Source organism: Parendozoicomonas sp. 209JJ7-1 (assembly GCF_058147085.1).
Window position 1 is genome coordinate 112,246 of record NZ_JBYVJU010000007.1, and the last position, 15,013, is coordinate 127,258.

The 15,013-nt window shown below is 51.4% G+C and carries 15 protein-coding genes; 6 read left to right on the forward strand and 9 right to left on the reverse strand.

Annotated features, from left to right (window positions below):
* Window positions 1-44: 44 nt before the first annotated feature.
* Together tesB and trmH are read right to left on the reverse strand one after the other, a co-directional pair.
* Window positions 45-938, reverse strand: coding sequence for an acyl-CoA thioesterase II (gene tesB, locus ACY2RQ_RS08910; RefSeq protein ID WP_490112613.1), 894 nt, complete (start codon window positions 936-938; stop codon window positions 45-47).
* 44 nt (window positions 939-982) lie between these two features.
* Window positions 983-1,660, reverse strand: a complete 678-nt coding sequence (gene trmH / locus ACY2RQ_RS08915) for a tRNA (guanosine(18)-2'-O)-methyltransferase TrmH (protein ID WP_490112614.1) — start codon at window positions 1,658-1,660, stop codon at window positions 983-985.
* A 136-nt stretch (window positions 1,661-1,796) separates the two neighbouring features.
* On the opposite strand from trmH, the gene ACY2RQ_RS08920 reads away from it, so the two are divergent.
* Window positions 1,797-2,123, forward strand: coding sequence for a DUF4870 family protein (locus ACY2RQ_RS08920; protein WP_490112615.1), 327 nt, complete (start codon window positions 1,797-1,799; stop codon window positions 2,121-2,123).
* A 262-nt stretch (window positions 2,124-2,385) separates the two neighbouring features.
* On the forward strand, window positions 2,386-3,669 hold the full coding sequence (locus ACY2RQ_RS08925; protein WP_490112616.1) for an alpha/beta fold hydrolase: 1,284 nt from the start codon (window positions 2,386-2,388) through the stop codon (window positions 3,667-3,669).
* A 27-nt stretch (window positions 3,670-3,696) separates the two neighbouring features.
* Here the strand turns inward: ACY2RQ_RS08925 and ACY2RQ_RS08930 are convergent, their stop codons facing one another.
* On the reverse strand, window positions 3,697-4,566 hold the full coding sequence (locus ACY2RQ_RS08930; RefSeq protein ID WP_490112617.1) for a class I SAM-dependent methyltransferase: 870 nt from the start codon (window positions 4,564-4,566) through the stop codon (window positions 3,697-3,699).
* A gap of 93 nt (window positions 4,567-4,659) precedes the next feature.
* Here ACY2RQ_RS08930 and ACY2RQ_RS08935 point away from each other — a divergent pair, with 93 nt between their 5' ends.
* Complete coding sequence (locus ACY2RQ_RS08935) at window positions 4,660-5,877, forward strand: VTT domain-containing protein (protein ID WP_490112618.1); 1,218 nt, start codon at window positions 4,660-4,662, stop codon at window positions 5,875-5,877.
* A 63-nt stretch (window positions 5,878-5,940) separates the two neighbouring features.
* On the opposite strand, the gene ACY2RQ_RS08940 is transcribed toward ACY2RQ_RS08935, so the two are convergent.
* Both ACY2RQ_RS08940 and ACY2RQ_RS08945 read right to left on the reverse strand, forming a co-directional pair.
* Window positions 5,941-6,780, reverse strand: coding sequence for an SDR family oxidoreductase (locus tag ACY2RQ_RS08940; protein ID WP_490112619.1), 840 nt, complete (start codon window positions 6,778-6,780; stop codon window positions 5,941-5,943).
* Between the two features lie 68 nt (window positions 6,781-6,848).
* Window positions 6,849-7,583: an FAD-binding oxidoreductase gene (locus ACY2RQ_RS08945; RefSeq protein ID WP_490112620.1), complete on the reverse strand. Its 735-nt coding sequence runs from the start codon at window positions 7,581-7,583 to the stop codon at window positions 6,849-6,851.
* Between the two features lie 48 nt (window positions 7,584-7,631).
* On the opposite strand from ACY2RQ_RS08945, the gene ACY2RQ_RS08950 reads away from it, so the two are divergent.
* Window positions 7,632-8,351 carry a TVP38/TMEM64 family protein gene (locus tag ACY2RQ_RS08950; RefSeq protein ID WP_490112621.1) on the forward strand — a complete coding sequence of 240 codons (720 nt, stop codon included), beginning with the start codon at window positions 7,632-7,634 and terminating at the stop codon, window positions 8,349-8,351.
* A gap of 126 nt (window positions 8,352-8,477) precedes the next feature.
* On the forward strand, window positions 8,478-8,915 hold the full coding sequence (locus ACY2RQ_RS08955) for an acyl-CoA thioesterase (protein WP_490112622.1): 438 nt from the start codon (window positions 8,478-8,480) through the stop codon (window positions 8,913-8,915).
* Between the two features lie 55 nt (window positions 8,916-8,970).
* Here the strand turns inward: ACY2RQ_RS08955 and ACY2RQ_RS08960 are convergent, their stop codons facing one another.
* From ACY2RQ_RS08960 to ACY2RQ_RS08970, 3 genes are all read right to left on the reverse strand, one after another.
* The gene (locus ACY2RQ_RS08960; RefSeq protein ID WP_490112623.1) at window positions 8,971-9,321 is read right to left on the reverse strand and encodes a hypothetical protein; all 351 of its coding nucleotides are present in this window, start codon (window positions 9,319-9,321) and stop codon (window positions 8,971-8,973) included.
* Window positions 9,322-9,453: 132 nt separating this feature from the next.
* Entirely contained in the window at window positions 9,454-11,976 is a 2,523-nt protein-coding gene (gene hrpB, locus ACY2RQ_RS08965; protein WP_490112624.1) for an ATP-dependent helicase HrpB, read from the reverse strand.
* Between the two features lie 195 nt (window positions 11,977-12,171).
* A complete protein-coding gene (locus tag ACY2RQ_RS08970) occupies window positions 12,172-12,756 on the reverse strand; it encodes a hypothetical protein (protein ID WP_490112625.1) in 585 nt (194 codons plus the stop codon).
* Between the two features lie 117 nt (window positions 12,757-12,873).
* Here ACY2RQ_RS08970 and ACY2RQ_RS08975 point away from each other — a divergent pair, with 117 nt between their 5' ends.
* A complete protein-coding gene (locus tag ACY2RQ_RS08975) occupies window positions 12,874-13,212 on the forward strand; it encodes a hypothetical protein (RefSeq protein ID WP_490112626.1) in 339 nt (112 codons plus the stop codon).
* A gap of 268 nt (window positions 13,213-13,480) precedes the next feature.
* Here ACY2RQ_RS08975 and ACY2RQ_RS08980 read toward each other — a convergent pair whose 3' ends face one another.
* A complete protein-coding gene (locus ACY2RQ_RS08980) occupies window positions 13,481-14,827 on the reverse strand; it encodes a hypothetical protein (RefSeq protein WP_490112627.1) in 1,347 nt (448 codons plus the stop codon).
* Window positions 14,828-15,013: the final 186 nt, after the last annotated feature.

Sequence of the window (15,013 nt, forward strand, 5' to 3'; positions counted from 1 at the left end):
CCAGGAAAGTGACCCGGCACATCAATCTGCGCCGGGTTGTGAGTTTATGAGGTGAACCGGCCAGAGCTGGAGTCTGTACGCAAACGCATCAGGCACTCCTGAGCCGTTGATGCCACCAGTCTTCCCTGCATATCAAAAATCTGTCCCCGTGCCAGACCTCGGCCATCAATGGCTGTGGGACTGTCCATGGTGTACAGTAGCCATTCATCCATACGGAATTCACGGTGGAACCACATGGCATGGTCCAGGCTGGCGACCTGCAGTTCAGGTTGCCAGAAGCTGACTTTATGGGGATTCAGCGCAGTGGTGACAAAGCTGAAATCGGAAGCATAGGCTAGCAGATAATTGTGTATGCGCTGGTCATTGGGCAGCTGGCCATTGGCCTTGATCCAGACATGGCGAACCGGTTCACGGTATTCCGGGTCGAGTACCTCTTCTGGGTTGCAGATCGGTCGCAGTTCAATCGGACGTTCCCGCTGGACTTCCTCCTGTACCCGTTCCGGCAGGCGGTGGGCGATTTTGCGGATCAGATCGGTACGGGACTCCAGCCCTTCAGGGCCAGCCACATCCGGCATCATCGGCAGCTGATGGTCAAACCCTTCTTCCTTCACCTGGAAAGAGAGGGACATATTGAAAATAGGCTTGCCGTGCTGAATGGCTACCACACGGCGGGTGGTAAAACTGCGTCCGTCCCGGGCTTTATCCACTTCATAAATAATGGGGCGGCTGGAATCCCCCGGGCGCAGGAAATAGCAGTGAAAAGAGTGCAGTGAACGGTCTTCATCCACTGTCTGCTTGGCTGCAGACAGCGACTGGCCGATAACCTGGCCGCCAAAAACATTACCGATTCCCAGGTCCTGACTCTGGCCCCGGAAAATAGTGTCTTCTATCTGTTCCAGTTGCAGCAGAGTCAGCAGTTCATCCAGTACCTGGCTCATGATTCCCCCTTGATAATTTTTCTACCCGTACGCGCAGATATTTATTATGCTCTGATACGGGCATACCAGACATCGGGTTGTATTAATTGTCCCTCGTCGTCCAGATCCGGATAAGCGATGTTCCTGTCATCACAGTAACGGGCCAGTTCCGGATAGCCCCATTGAAACAGGGTCTTCTGGAATTCGTCTTCAGGTATTTTGTTAGTGTCGTAAAGTCCTGCGGCCTGACGCTGGCGCTGGGCTTCCATCAGGATAATGGCCGCCGCTACAGAAACATTGAACGACTGCACCATACCCTGCATCGGGATGATAACATGTTCATCCGCCAGTTCTGAGCCGGCGGCGCTGACGCCCCGTTTTTCCGAACCTACAAGCAGGGCGCAGGGGCCGGTGTAATCCAGTTCGTGGTAAGGTTTCGCCTGTTCGGAAAAGTGGGCGGCGATAATTTTAAAGCCCCGGACTTTCAGCTCTTCCCCGGCCACAGTTGTGCTGGCATGCTGTTCTACATCCACCCAGCGGTTACTGCCCATGGAACGCCCGCGCAGCTGCCGGTCACGGATATCCAGGTTGCACAGGTGCACTTTGGGAATGCCTACCGCGTCGCATGTCCGCACAATGGCCGCAATGTTATGGGGTTTGTGGACGTCATCGGCCAGAAGGGTCAGGTCGGGTTGCCGGCGGCTCAGGGTTTCACGCAGGTTCTGGAAACGTTCCGGTGTCATTGCTTATATGTTCTGTCAGTCAGTGGCTGATTTTAGAGCCGGGCAGGGTGCGATGACAATGCATGTGCTGACAGTGCAAGTGATGAGAAGCAGGTAGTGGGGGAATGGTTTAAGAAGTGTTATATAAGGATGGTAAATGAATATGAACGGTAATCCGGGTGGGGACAAAACTCCGGCCCATATCAGTTATGCATTAATGGCCATCAGTGTAGTAACAGCGTTTCCCATGCTGATTGCCATCATCATCTCCTGGCTGAACCGGAACAGAACCCCTGATCCGGTCCTTGTGGCCCATTACACCTGGCAGATCCGGACCTTCTGGATCAACCTTGTGTTCGTTATTATCGGCGCGATTCTGACTCTGGTTGTTATTGGCTGGTTTATTCTGGCGCTCAATCAGATATGGCTGATTTACCGGGTGGCCGCAGGCTGGTATTACCTGACCAATGATCAGGCTCCCTGACAGAGTTCTATTCACCGAGGTGCCGGCAGAGGCTGTTTTCTGGCCAATGATAAGATTTCCCGAAGGACGATGATGGGGTAATTGGACTGGTCATGAACGGTGTGTATACATTTCGGAAGGAAGCATTTACCATCCGGGAAGGGTTAACGGATGACCAGATAAAAGAAGAGCCACGTTATATATCACCGAAGGGGTCGGACATTAGGGGCTGGCAGTAAATGGTGATAAATGGCTGAAAGTGGCCGGAACCGGGAACCTGATAATGGAATACGATACCGATTTTTCAGTGCGTAAGCTGGATGATAAACCCGATGTTGTTATGTCTGGGAAATGGCGTATTGAATACCAGTCTTATTCTTACCCTCAAAATATTTCTCAAACCCCTGTCGTTTTTCTGTCCGGAGCTTTCCAGAATTTCCGCAGCTTTCGTTATGAAGTCACCGAAGTTCTGAAGTATTTCCCGGTTATCCTTGTTGACCTCCCTTCCCAGGGAAATAACCTGCAGCTGGCTCCGGAGCTGGAGCTGGCTGATCTTGCCGATCTGTTAAAAGAGTTTCTGGATGCCCAGACCCTGGAAACCATTCATTTGGTGGGGGTTTCCTACGGTTCACTGGTTGCCAGTCTGTTTGCGACCCGGCACCCAGCCCATATGTCCCGTCTGCTTTTGGGGGGAACAACGGGTAAGGGCAGGCCCGCTTTAAGACTGATGCTGGAAGAGTCCTTCCACCTTTGCCGGGAAGGCCGAATAGAAGAGTTTACTCATGGAGCCGTGTCTACCATGATTAACGGTTACCATCTGGACAGAACCAATATGGACGGTGTGCACCGCAGGCTGCTGTTGCGGCAGGTGTCCAGACTAAGCGAAGAAGAGCGTGAGCGCTTTCTGTTAAATACCCGCAGATTGCTGCGTATGGAAGGTGTTGATGAATACCCTTCCTGCCCGACGCTGGTGGCCACAGGCGAGCTGGATCATTTTACCATGCCCCACGAGAATGCCGAGTTCGCCCTGAACTGTGAGCGGGGGCAATTTGCCCTGGTGCGAGACGCGGATCACATGAGTATTTTTGCCCGCCGGGAAGGGAACTGTGCTTTGTACATCACCTTCCTTCGCGAATTGCCATTGGTGACCTGTAGTGATTACCGGGTGTTCTCCCGACAGGAGGCGCAGACTCTTGAACGGCGGATCAGTCCGAGGCTGGTACCGGTAAACAACAGTGCCTGTGTACTTCAAATAGACAACGGCGAGAGTCTGCACTGCTCCATTGAAGATATTAATTATTTTGGTGGCAGGCTGACTCTCAATAAGAATGTTTCAAGTCAACTTCCTGTGCGTAACCTGCAACTGTTTATTGAATCGGTGAGCTTGTTATTACCTATTCATGTGCTGGAGCAGGATGGTTGTTCTATCCGTTGCCAGTTTATCCATATGGATCTGAATAAAGCGGGAATCTTCCGGAATTATCTTCTGGATGAAAGCTATTTTCTCAGTGAAACCTATTCCCCAGCCTGCTTTCCTACCCAGCCAGAACAGCTTGAGGCTGTCTGACCAGCAGGGTGTTCAAGCTTTTAAATTTTAAGCTTCACATTCCACCACCCGAACAGCACTGTCGATGTTCGGGTTTCGTAGTTTTAGGCGTTCATAGTAATTAGCGGGGTTGTGGATAAGTGCTTCGCTGAACCCACAGCCCTCAATCCCTTGTTTCATATCACTATCATTGCGGTAATGCAGAGGGTAATCCCCCCGGGTTAGTGCCGCAACCAGCTTTCTGGCCCTCTGCATCCACGGATAGTGGGGGTGTTCGTGGAGGTCTGGATACACTTCCGTCAGATAGTATCCTGTCGGGAACTGTTTCAGGGCCTGGGCCATGCGACTCCACACTGCACTGATAACCGGCAGTTCAAAGTAATTGACCAGCCCTTCGGTAATAACCAGAACAGGACGACTTTTATCCAGTTCTTCCAGAAGCGTTTCCAGAGAGTGCACCCCTTCAGTTTCCAGAATATTGCAGGTTTTTACCGTGTGATTATCTGAGAGCCGACCAAGATCTTGCAGCAACTTATGCTTCTGGCGGGCCATATCCGGGAGGTCGGCTTCTGTGTAATTCAGGGTTCCGGTTCTGTTTGAGGATATAAACCGGGTACCCCTGGGAGAAAGCCCGCAGGCAATTTCCACTATCTGAATATTTGGGTGACATTTGATTTTTTCTGCGGTCAGATAATCAATGATTTTATGGCGCTCCAGCAGAAAGGTTTCAATATCGGCACCGGCCAGAAGTTTAATGAACCGATTGACTGGCCATAACAGCCAGTAACTGAGACGACCCAGTGGTGAATAAAACTCCGGCAGGGAAAGGCCGTTCCGATACCAGATATGACCGGTATACAGGGCGCTTATACTGATGCGGGATGTGTCCGTACTTGCTCTTTTTCTGGCAATGGGCATAACAGCTCTTTACTTCAGGACTATTGTCATTATTTTTACCGATAATAAGTGTCTAATAAAGAACCGGGGAATGGCCGAGTGGAATTAAGCCCAATGACAGAATGGCTACAAAATCACCAGGACTGGCTGGCGGTGATAATTGGCCTGATAGCCTTTCTGGAATCTGTTGCGGTTATTGGCCTGCTGTTACCGGGGGTGGTGATGCTGTTTACCGCAGCTTCCCTGGCGGGTGGTGGAGCCCTTGATATCTGGACCATGCTGTTTGCCGGGTTTGTGGGGGCTGTGCTGGGTGATGGCATCAGTTTTATTCTTGGGCAGGTGTTCCACCACCGCATTCGGGGATGGTGGCTCTTCCGTTCCCACCCCCAGTGGCTGGACAGTGGTGAAAAATTCTTTCATCAACATGGTGGTATCAGTATTGCCCTTGGGCGCTTTATCGGCCCGATACGGCCTGTGATTCCTGTTGTTGCCGGAATGCTCGGTATGCCGGCCCGGTATTTTTACTTTATTAATATTGTTTCCGCCCTGGCATGGTCCCCGGCCTATCTGTTGCCGGGGTATTTTGTAGGAGCTTCCCTGCACTGGCAGAACCATGTGTCGATGATATTGTTGATTCTCATCGCTTCGGTTTTCGTTGTCTCTCTGTTACTGGCTTTTGGTGGACATTATATTCATCAGAAACTACTAGAGTTTCGGTCCCGGAAGGCTCTTCTGTGGAGTTACCTTGGCATTGTTGTCGTGGTCTTTATGGCTGTGACGCTTCTGGTTAAAACACCTTTTGTACTCCAGCTGAATATGGATTTACATGCCTGGTTACAGCCGTTCCATACACCTTTCATGGACGGGCTGTTCTCTGCAGTCAGCACCCTGGGAAACAGGCCAGTCAGTATTTTGCTTCTGGTGGTTATGGGGTACTGGATATTCAGAGATTGGGGAGTAAAACGCTTTATTCAGTTTGTTTTCCTGTCTGTGCTGCTGGAAGTGTTCTTTATTTCTCTCAGTAATGGTATGGCGGTTCCCCGTCCGGAAGGGGCAGGTTCCAGCAGTTTCTCCTATCCCAGTGGTCATACGACATTTGTTTTTTACACGCTGCTGTTGTTCTGCTGGTATTTCAGTCGCTTTCTGCCTGTGGGTAAACAGCCGTGGTTGTGGACACTGGGGTTAAGCCTTGGTGGACTGGTTGGATTGTCACGGCTGTATCTTGGAAAACACTGGGGAGCGGATGTGGCTGGAGGAACGCTGCTGGGTATCAGTGGTATTTTGATCTGGCTTCTCATTGCTGGCCGGGACAAGCCCAGGAATTCGGGGTGATTTTATTAGCTGGTAAATGGGTCAGCCTGGCTTTGGTGTGCTGGCGGTTGTTTTGTATAACACCTATTTTTGCACTGCGTCCTGCACTGCGTCCTGCACTGCGGTTCGCACGCCGCTGATACGGTGGGCCATATGGCGTTCAAAGAAACCTGGCAGCAGGCGGGCAAAGATCCTGGCCCGCCAGTCTACGTTAGACATAATCAGTAACCTTTTACGTTTCCTCGCGGCCATATAGATTTCATCAGCCACCTCTGCCGGCGTGGTGGCTTTTCCGGTCATTTCCAAAGGGTGACTGGAGACAGAGCCATCGGCCTGTAAAGCGTTGTGGTAAATATCTGTCGCGGTAAAGCCCGGGCAGACCATCATCACATGCACGCCTTTTTCCCGAAGCTCAACCCGTAAACAGTCAAACAGTCCATGTAAGGCATGCTTGCTGGCACAGTAAGCGCTGCGAAACCATAACGGAGCGAATCCTGACATGCTGCTCATGGTAATTATCTGGCCACGGGAGTCTATCAGGGCGGGCAGGGCCGCCCGAGTGCAGTGGAGGGCACCGAAATAGTTGACATTCATAAGGGTTTGGAAAACTGCGGGATCAGTCTCTTCAAAGCGGGAGTGATGGGTGACACCGGCGTTGTTTATCAGCACATCAATGCTGCCGAAGTCTTCGGCAATGCGCAGAAAGCTTTTCTGGACCTGTTCAGCATCGCTGATGTCGCAGAGATAACCATGGACCTGGATATTCCTGCTTTCAAGATGTTCGCTAAAGGCGGCTAATTGTTCCTGATTAATATCTATCAGAGCAATGCGTGCGCCACATTCACCAAAACGCAGGGCAAGGGCGCGTCCGATTCCTCCACAGGCACCGGTTATAACAACGGTCTTATGATGAAATTTGGGCATGCATGGATCCCAGAAAGAGGCGTTTTCTATTTTCTAACACACAGGGTACGGTTTTGACTAACGGGTTTTTACCTTGAGAAAGTGTACTTTTCCCGGCGTATCTGTCGCGGGCCAAACCCTGCCTCACTGAGTATGGTTATACTGTCGTCTATCATGGAGGGGTTGCCGCAGAGGTAGATAAGGTCTTTTCCCGGCATAAGGTCAAGGTGGGGAAAGCGGTTCTGAACATAACCGGGGAATTCACAGGCATTTTGGTCGAGATTTTGCTCCCTGCTCAGGCAGATTTCAAAAGAAGCGTTGTAAGTTTCTTTCGTCAGTTGCAGGAATTCATCCTGGTAAAACAGGTCTGTACGACGGCGGGTGCCCATAATGATATGAACTTTCACGCCCTGCTTTATGGCTGATTCCAGCTGAGGAAGCATGGCCCGGTAGGGCGCTACCCCCGTTCCTGTTCCCACAAGTACCAGCCGCTCCGGCATATCGGAGGGCAGGGTCAGCACGCCGAAGGGACCTGTCATGGTGAACTGGTCACCGGGTTGGGCTTTGGCAAAACATTCACTGGCACAGCCGTTTGGAACAAGGCCGATAGCTATATCCAGAGAACCCATTTCCTGTAAATGTTCAGGGGAGCTGGCAATGCTGTAGCTGCGTTTGTGGCTTTCACCCTTGTACTCAAACCGGATGGATACAAACTGCCCGGCCTCAAAGTTTGGAAAACTGTCAGCCTTAAAGGTCAATCCGATGGTGTTGTCAGCCATGGAGGTGTTGCTGATCAGCTCAATATCATAAGCGGGTCCGGGCATGCGCGCATTCCTCTCCCTGTATTACTTACAGAATGGCATAATTGTTCGATGAACGTTATTCCTTCTTATATTGTCGCTCTGTTCTCAGAGAACCGTCGTCTGGCTTCTGGTCTGGCCTTTTTTTCCGTTATGCCGTTATTATTCAGTTCTGCGCTCGGGGGATGGCTGCTGGGCAATCTTGATGTCGTGGACAGGCTGGCCGTTGAATACGGGCAATGGATGGTGGTTTCCACAGCTATAACAATGGCTCTGGGGCTGACACCCACCACCTTTATCGCTCTTGTGAGCGGCTTTTTTATGGGCATGGAGAGCATTGTCTTTCTGGTTCTTGCTTATAGCCTGGCTTCAGTGTTCGGCTACGGTTTGGGGCGAAAGCTGGATGGGGGCCGTTTTCTTGAAAGTCTGGTGCAGTTTGGAGCGGTAGCTAAGGTCGCTCGAGATCTGGGAATACGGCCCTGTACCATGATGGTTCTGGTCCGGTTATCACCGGCTCTGCCCTTTAGTCTGATGAATCTGGTGCTGGCTGCGTTGCGGGTTAGAATCTCAGTGTTCTTGCTGGCGGGAACAGTGGGCATGCTGCCCCGCACATTGCTGTCACTGTGGATTGGCAGTGAGTCACGGGACTTGCTGGAATTGTTGCAGAACGGTGGCGGGCGTACAGAGGTACTGCTGGTAACAGTGGGAAGCGTTTTAACTGTCGGGCTGATAGTGTGGTTTGTAACCAGGCGGGCAAAAATCTGCCGGTCAGTTAGTCCGGTGAACGAATAATGATCAAATGACTCGATAAGTAAATCCGGCATGTATCCATTTATCCGTTTTTTTATAACGATTATAAAAGCCATGAAGGCTCCGAAGCTCTCTCCAGATGCTACTGGGAAGATTACTTTCCGCTGTATGCCGTGGGATCTTGATCTGTTTATGGAAATGAACAACGGCAGGATTCTGACATTGTACGATCTGGGACGTTTTGATCTGTCCATCCGTTCAGGGTTTGGAGCCGTATTAAAGGCTAAGAAATGGGGGCTGGCGGTTGCGGGCAGTACGGTTCGTTACAGAAAGCGGGTCAGAATCTTCGATGAAGTCACTATGTACACACGATTGGCGGCTGTGGAGGAGCGCTGGGCTTATATGGAACAGTCCATGTGGGTGAATGATCAGCCAGTGTCTTCGGTGCTGCTGCGTACAGCCATAACAGACAAGAGTGGTGTTGTTCCAGTGGATGAAGTTCTCGAAGCTATGGAGCTGCGTGACTGGAATCCGGAGCCGGAAGGGTGGGTGAAATCCTGGATAGAGAGTGAAGAGTTAAGACCCTGGCCACCCCTTGGTGATTAGGTAGAAGCCTTAGGAAGGAATCCGGCAAAGTACATACACTCTGCCGGAAACAGACTTACTTACAGGCAACGGCAGTCAGGTTGCCCCGACCGTCGTTATCAAATACCTGAACAACGCCGGCACCCGCACCGGCACCCGCGCCGCTATCGGTTAAACGGTCCCACACACCGGCCATGCCCATGGCAACCACGAAACTGCGACCATTTACACATACAGACAGAACCTTAATGGTTTCCTGATAAGTGTTGTTGCCGGGAATACTGTTCAGGCTGGACCAGTTTGGTACCAGGGCAGAGGCTTTGCCATAGCGGTTTGAATGGCTTTCCTGGATTTTAATTTCGGCCAGAACCGGAGTGGCAGCCAGAGAAAGAGCCAGTCCCAGTGTTTTCAGTGTCTTTTTCATCATGCCAACAACTCCCTGTTGTGCTGTGTGAGGGTTTCAATCGCAAGTACAGGGAATCATAGCAGTGGAATTGTGCCCGTCCGGGGGCCTCCGGGCTGGATGACAAGTATCCGGCACTGAAGGCATAAATGGTGTTTATCTGGGGCGCACATGGCGGGTGGCAACCGCCGTCATAGGGTCTTCCGGCCAATAATGCTTTGGATAGCGGCCTTTTAAATCCTTTTTGATTTCCAGATAGGTATTGTTCCAGAAGCTGCGAAGGTCGCGGGTTTTCTGCACAGGCCGGCGAGCCGGTGACAGCAGCTCAATAGTCAGAGGGATTTTGCCATAGACCAGTTTTGGAGTTTCAAGCAGGCCGAACAATTCCTGGAGCTTGACCGCCAGGATAGGCTCATCGGGATTGCTGTAGTCAATGGTGATATGGGAACCGCTGGGTACTTTCAACCGTTCCGGTGCTTCTTTGTTCAGCTCCTGAAGCAGTGACCAGTCAAGGGTAGATTGCAGGCACTCCACCAGGTTGAGTTTTTTCAGGTGATTCAGGCGGCTCATACCGGTAATAAACGGCTCCAGCCACTCTTCCAGAGTGTTCAGCAATATCTGATCGGAAAAATCTGGCCAGCTGTTATCCACGTTGTGCAAACACTGGATTCTCTGGCGCAGGCTATTGCTGGCCTTGTTCCAGGGCAGAGCATTCAGCCCGGTTTCTCGAATACCCTCCAGCAGTCCTTTGGCAATAACTTCCGGGCTCAGGTTCTGGATAGGTTTGCTGGTCAGGGTCAGTGCGCCCAAACGTTCTTCCCGGGCCGCCAGTACGGCTTTATCCTGTTTGCTCCACTGAACCTTTTCAATAGTTTGAATCTGGTCAGCAAACAGTTCCTCAATGGTGGGCAGGCTGATTTCACCGGCCAGGAATACGCTGGCTTCCCGCTGGCTGCTATGGCCGCCAACAGCTGGGATCACCAGAAAATCTGCCGCTGACAGAGGCTCCTGATTCCGAAAGGCTACACCCTGGCCGCTGCTCATCAGGTAGCGGCCATTCTGCCCTCGACGACTGGCAATGCGGTCGGGATAAGCGCTGGCCAGGAGAAAGGCAATATCTTCGGTGCTGTAATCATGACGCTGTGGGTTGCCTAAACGTTGCTGCCAGCGACTGGCCAGCTGTCGTATGCGGCCAGATTCCTGTCGGGGTGTTTTCAACCCTGGAATATTCTGGCCTTCCATAAAAGCAAGGCGCAGATTGATATCCACACCGACATCACGGTGGCTGGCCAGAGGGTCCCGCTCACTCATTAAAACGCACAGTTGTCCGGCCAGCCATTCCAGGTCGTGCTCCTTGGCGGTTAACATCATATGGGAAAGGCGGGGATGCAGGCTAAGTCTGGCCATAGACTGGCCATGACGGGTGATCTGACGACGACCGTCGCTATGTCTCTGGACAGCTCCCAGGGTTTCCAGCAGATCAAAAGCCTGATTTATGGTTGATACAGGTGGTGGTGTCAGCCAGTCCAGCTCATTGATATCACTGACACCCCAGGACAAAAGCTCCAGGGCCAGTGGCGTCAGATCAGACTCCAGAATTTCCGGCCTGGAATAGGCGACGAGCTGTTTCTGTTCGCTTTCTGTCCATAGTCGATAGCAGTGTCCGGGAGCGAGGCGTCCTGCACGCCCTGCTCTCTGGGTAGCGCTGGCATCTGACACCCGCAGTGTATCCAGACGGGACATACCCGTGCGAGGATTGAATCCGGGAACACGCATCAGCCCAGCGTCTACAACAATATGCACGCCTTCAATGGTTAAACTGGACTCCGCGATGGCCGTGGCCAGAACCACTTTACGTTCTCCATTGGGTGCCGGTTGGATGGCTCTGTCCTGGGCGTTTTTATCCAAATCTCCGTAGAGGCTGTGGAGTGAGGTGTTATCTGGCAGGGTGCCCTGCAGTGTTTCTGCAAGCTGGCGTATTTCTCCGCTGCCGGGAAGAAACGCTAGCAGGCTGCCGGAATGATTACTGAGTGCCTGGCGGATGGTTGCCGCGCACTGGTTAATCAATTCCCGGCGGTCATCCCGGGGAACTGTTCGCTCCCGGTAGTAACAGCTGACCGGGTAGCTGCGGCCTTCACTGGTAATGACCGGACATTCAAGAAAGTCTTCCAGTTCATCGGTGGCCAGGGTCGCGGACATCACCAGAAGCCTGAGGGGATTATCATCATCCCGATAACCCATCTGGCTTTGCAGGGCGAGGGTCAGACCCAGATCCCCCTGGAGGGATCGTTCGTGGAACTCGTCGAAGATAATAAGTCCGACATCTTCCAGCGCCGGGTCAGACTGCAGTATACGGGTAAGAACACCTTCGGTGACAACTTCGAGGCGTGTCTGTTTGCTGACTTTTGTATCCAGCTGCATCCGCCAGCCGATAGTCTGGCCAACCTTTTCTCCCAGAAGTTCTGCCATGCGTCTAGCCGCAGAACGGGCTGCCAGACGACGGGGTTCCAGCAGAAGGATCTTACCTTTCCCAAGCCATTCTGTTTTCAGCAGCGCCAGGGGGGCAAGTGTAGTCTTGCCCGCTCCGGGTGGGGCCTGCAGTAAAACCCGGCAGTGGTTTGAAAGGGTCTGGCAGAGTTCAGGCAGTATAGAGATAATGGGAAGATCTGATGGAGACATGGAGCGTTCCTGGGTAATCAGGTAAATTTTACCGGCTCTGTCTGTTTTAGAGAAATAGGTGATTTCTGTTTTTTTCGTTATGGGGTCAGGTTCATTTAAAGGGAAAGGTGGCAGAGGAAAATAAACCCGACCGCTTTCCCCCCTTTTCCGCTTTTCCGGGCTTGGCCGAGGGCGGCCGGAGGTTGTTACTGTTGATTAGTCGTGTCCGGACAAGTGTGATGCCTCAACCCGGTACACTATGCTCCGCAGTATGCGGGTATATTCAGGATGAGTGTATTTGAGTATCTCTAGACTGATTTTGGCGTTGTTTCTGAGAGTGGAGATATGCTCCCGGGTTATCCGGGGGCGGTTAATGATCCAGAGGGTGAGCAGCATAATCCTCCGGCCATGTATCAGTGCATTGTATGTGGTCCGTGTATCGCTGGGAATGGAATCAGCCTTGATCAGGCGGTGGTCTATCTCGGTGATGGTCTGCCAGAGGGTGCTGTCAGAGTCCAGAGTGGCCCGGGTAAGAGCCGTCAGAAAATCTGTGGCATTAAAACGGGTCTGCAGATTGCGGATAAACCCTAACACCTTTTCGGGTGAGGCTCGCAGTTGATCGAGAATCCTGGCACGTTTTGTACTGCTCAGGGTACTGAAAAATACCCTTATATCCCTGTCGCCGGATGTTGCGCCCAAATTTTGATTGAGCCGGTACTGATGAGGCAATATTTCATGAAAGGGCAGGCGTCCGGACTCAAGCACCTCATTCAGGCTATGATCCCCAGTGCTGCCGGCCACCGGGTAGGGACCAGAATGGTGCAACAGGCTCAGCAGGGTCTGTTGAGGCAGGGGAAATGGATTCAGTATCAGTAGATGTCGTGGTTCTGCTGTTTTCTCAAACCCCAGATAGTCCTTATGGTTTTTTACCCGCTGCCAGCCGGTTCTCGGGGACCAGTAAGAGACGCCATCGACTTTCAGATTTTGCAGGGTGGCAAGATAAAAAGGACATCCATAAACTGGTGTCCAGTTAATGGATGTCCTTTTTATTTTCCTTTTTATTTTTTATTTTATTTGCCACCGGTTTTGCATCGGCTGGGTATCAACCCGGATGAATGGCTGAAAACCATGCAGCCCCATGGCAACCGGTTTGTGCGAGGAGTGGGTGGGAAAGAAGTGTTACAGGCTTATGCCGAAAAAATAGGCAGACAGTGGCTACATGGGATGAAGGCGAGTCAATGCTTGTTTGCTCAATGAGTAGGGATTTGGGGGGGGGCACAATCAATGGGTGTCCTTTATTTTCTATTTTTTATTTTATTTCCTTTATTCCTCTTTAAGCTGAGTCTCGCACTCGTGAAGGCATTCCTGATCACCCGTAACAAGCACCGATGAGCCAAAAAAAGCACAGTCCAGCGAGCTGGTATGTGGTTTTCATGACTCACCTGCTATTCAGTCGTATCAGGTCAGGCCGCTCTGTGTTTTAACGACTTCCGGTGACAAAAGACAAAAGACGCCCGGACAGAGACTAATGGCAATGTTGCAGCACGTTTTCCTCAGAAGAACACTGTCCGATATTACCAATTATCTTTGTTGGCCCGTGGTTGCCATGTGCTTTTAGAAGAGAACACAACGCCGTACAGTCAGACAGTTTGTCATTGTTGAGAATGTTTAACTTGTTCCTGACTGTTCTTAATGATTCCAACCCCTTGAGAGAAGGCAGTTCATCCATAACATCGATAATAAACGGGCCGTTGACTGTTTCCAGACTGGACAGGCCCTCTATAGATGTGAGGTTGTCGAGAAGCTGCAGAAAAATACCATTGACCTCTTTGAGGTTGTTGAGTCCGTCCAGAGACTGCAGCCCCGTGCTCTCATGCAGAATAAGTTGCCCGCCAATGCGTTGCAGACTGTTCAACCCCTCCAGGTTCTTCAGAGCCAGTGCGCCCACCACCTCTATATTGCCTCCTGTTTTAGCCAGATTATTCAGTCCCTTGAATGACTGAAGCTCGGTGTTATCGTCCTCCACCAGCAACGAACCGCCGATTTCTGTCAGGCACTCAAGACCCGACAGGTCGTGTACGGTGTCCGCCTCTGGTACGTGCTTGCTTTTTATCACCAGATTGCCAGGGAGGTAATGACAGTCGGGGCGGATGGCTGAGAAAACCTGAGCGTCTTCCGCTGTTGCAACTATATAATTCTTATCATCCTGAGTGGTGACATGAGAGAGATCAGGTATAACCACCCCGTAGTAGAGATACATAATCTTGCCATGAGACGGTGTCTTGCCATAAAGCACCTGAGGGTGGGCGTCTACTTCCTTGCCTGCGACCACAGGGTAAAGTTGCCAGGTATAAACACCGTGGGAAAAATCAACTTTGTCGTCGTGTAATGTAACTTTGAAAGAGGGGTTGTGATTATGCGTCAGGTCCACAGGCAGGTTTTTGACTAATGCTGATTTCCCCAGGCGATGCAGGGGCTTGTCTTTGACCACTATATCCAGACTCTGGTTCTGGTGGTTCTGGACTGAGTCGTAACACGCCACCCACTCATCATAACAGTGTGGGCCGCCTACTCCGCATATCGTTTCAATACAACATCCCCCCTCCTTGTATTTCTGACAGAGCGCGGTGAGTTGATTCTCATAGTCAGCAGAAAAGTTCATTGTGAGGGAGTGGTTGTTTTTTTCGGAAATGGTGACAGTATCGTATGTGACTTTACTGAGAACCGTGGCCTTGGGAACATTTTTCTTACCTTGGGGCGGGGGTGGGTAGCCAGTATTCCCTGCCTGAGCCTGGAAAAGCATCAGGACGCACAGGAAAAATAGAAGGGTATTGGTTGATCGTGCTGTTTTTCGTGGTTGGGTAGAAAGCATGTTCATGACCCGTTCATGGAATACTACACGAAGTACAGTAGTCGCTTTTCCTGAAAAGAGCCGTGCGGTGAAAAAATAAAAAGGACATCCATTAACTGGACAGCTCTCGCCGCAGAAACATAAAAAGGACATCCATTAACTGGACAGCTCTCGCCGCTGGTCTACTTTTTCTCTCACTCACATTGA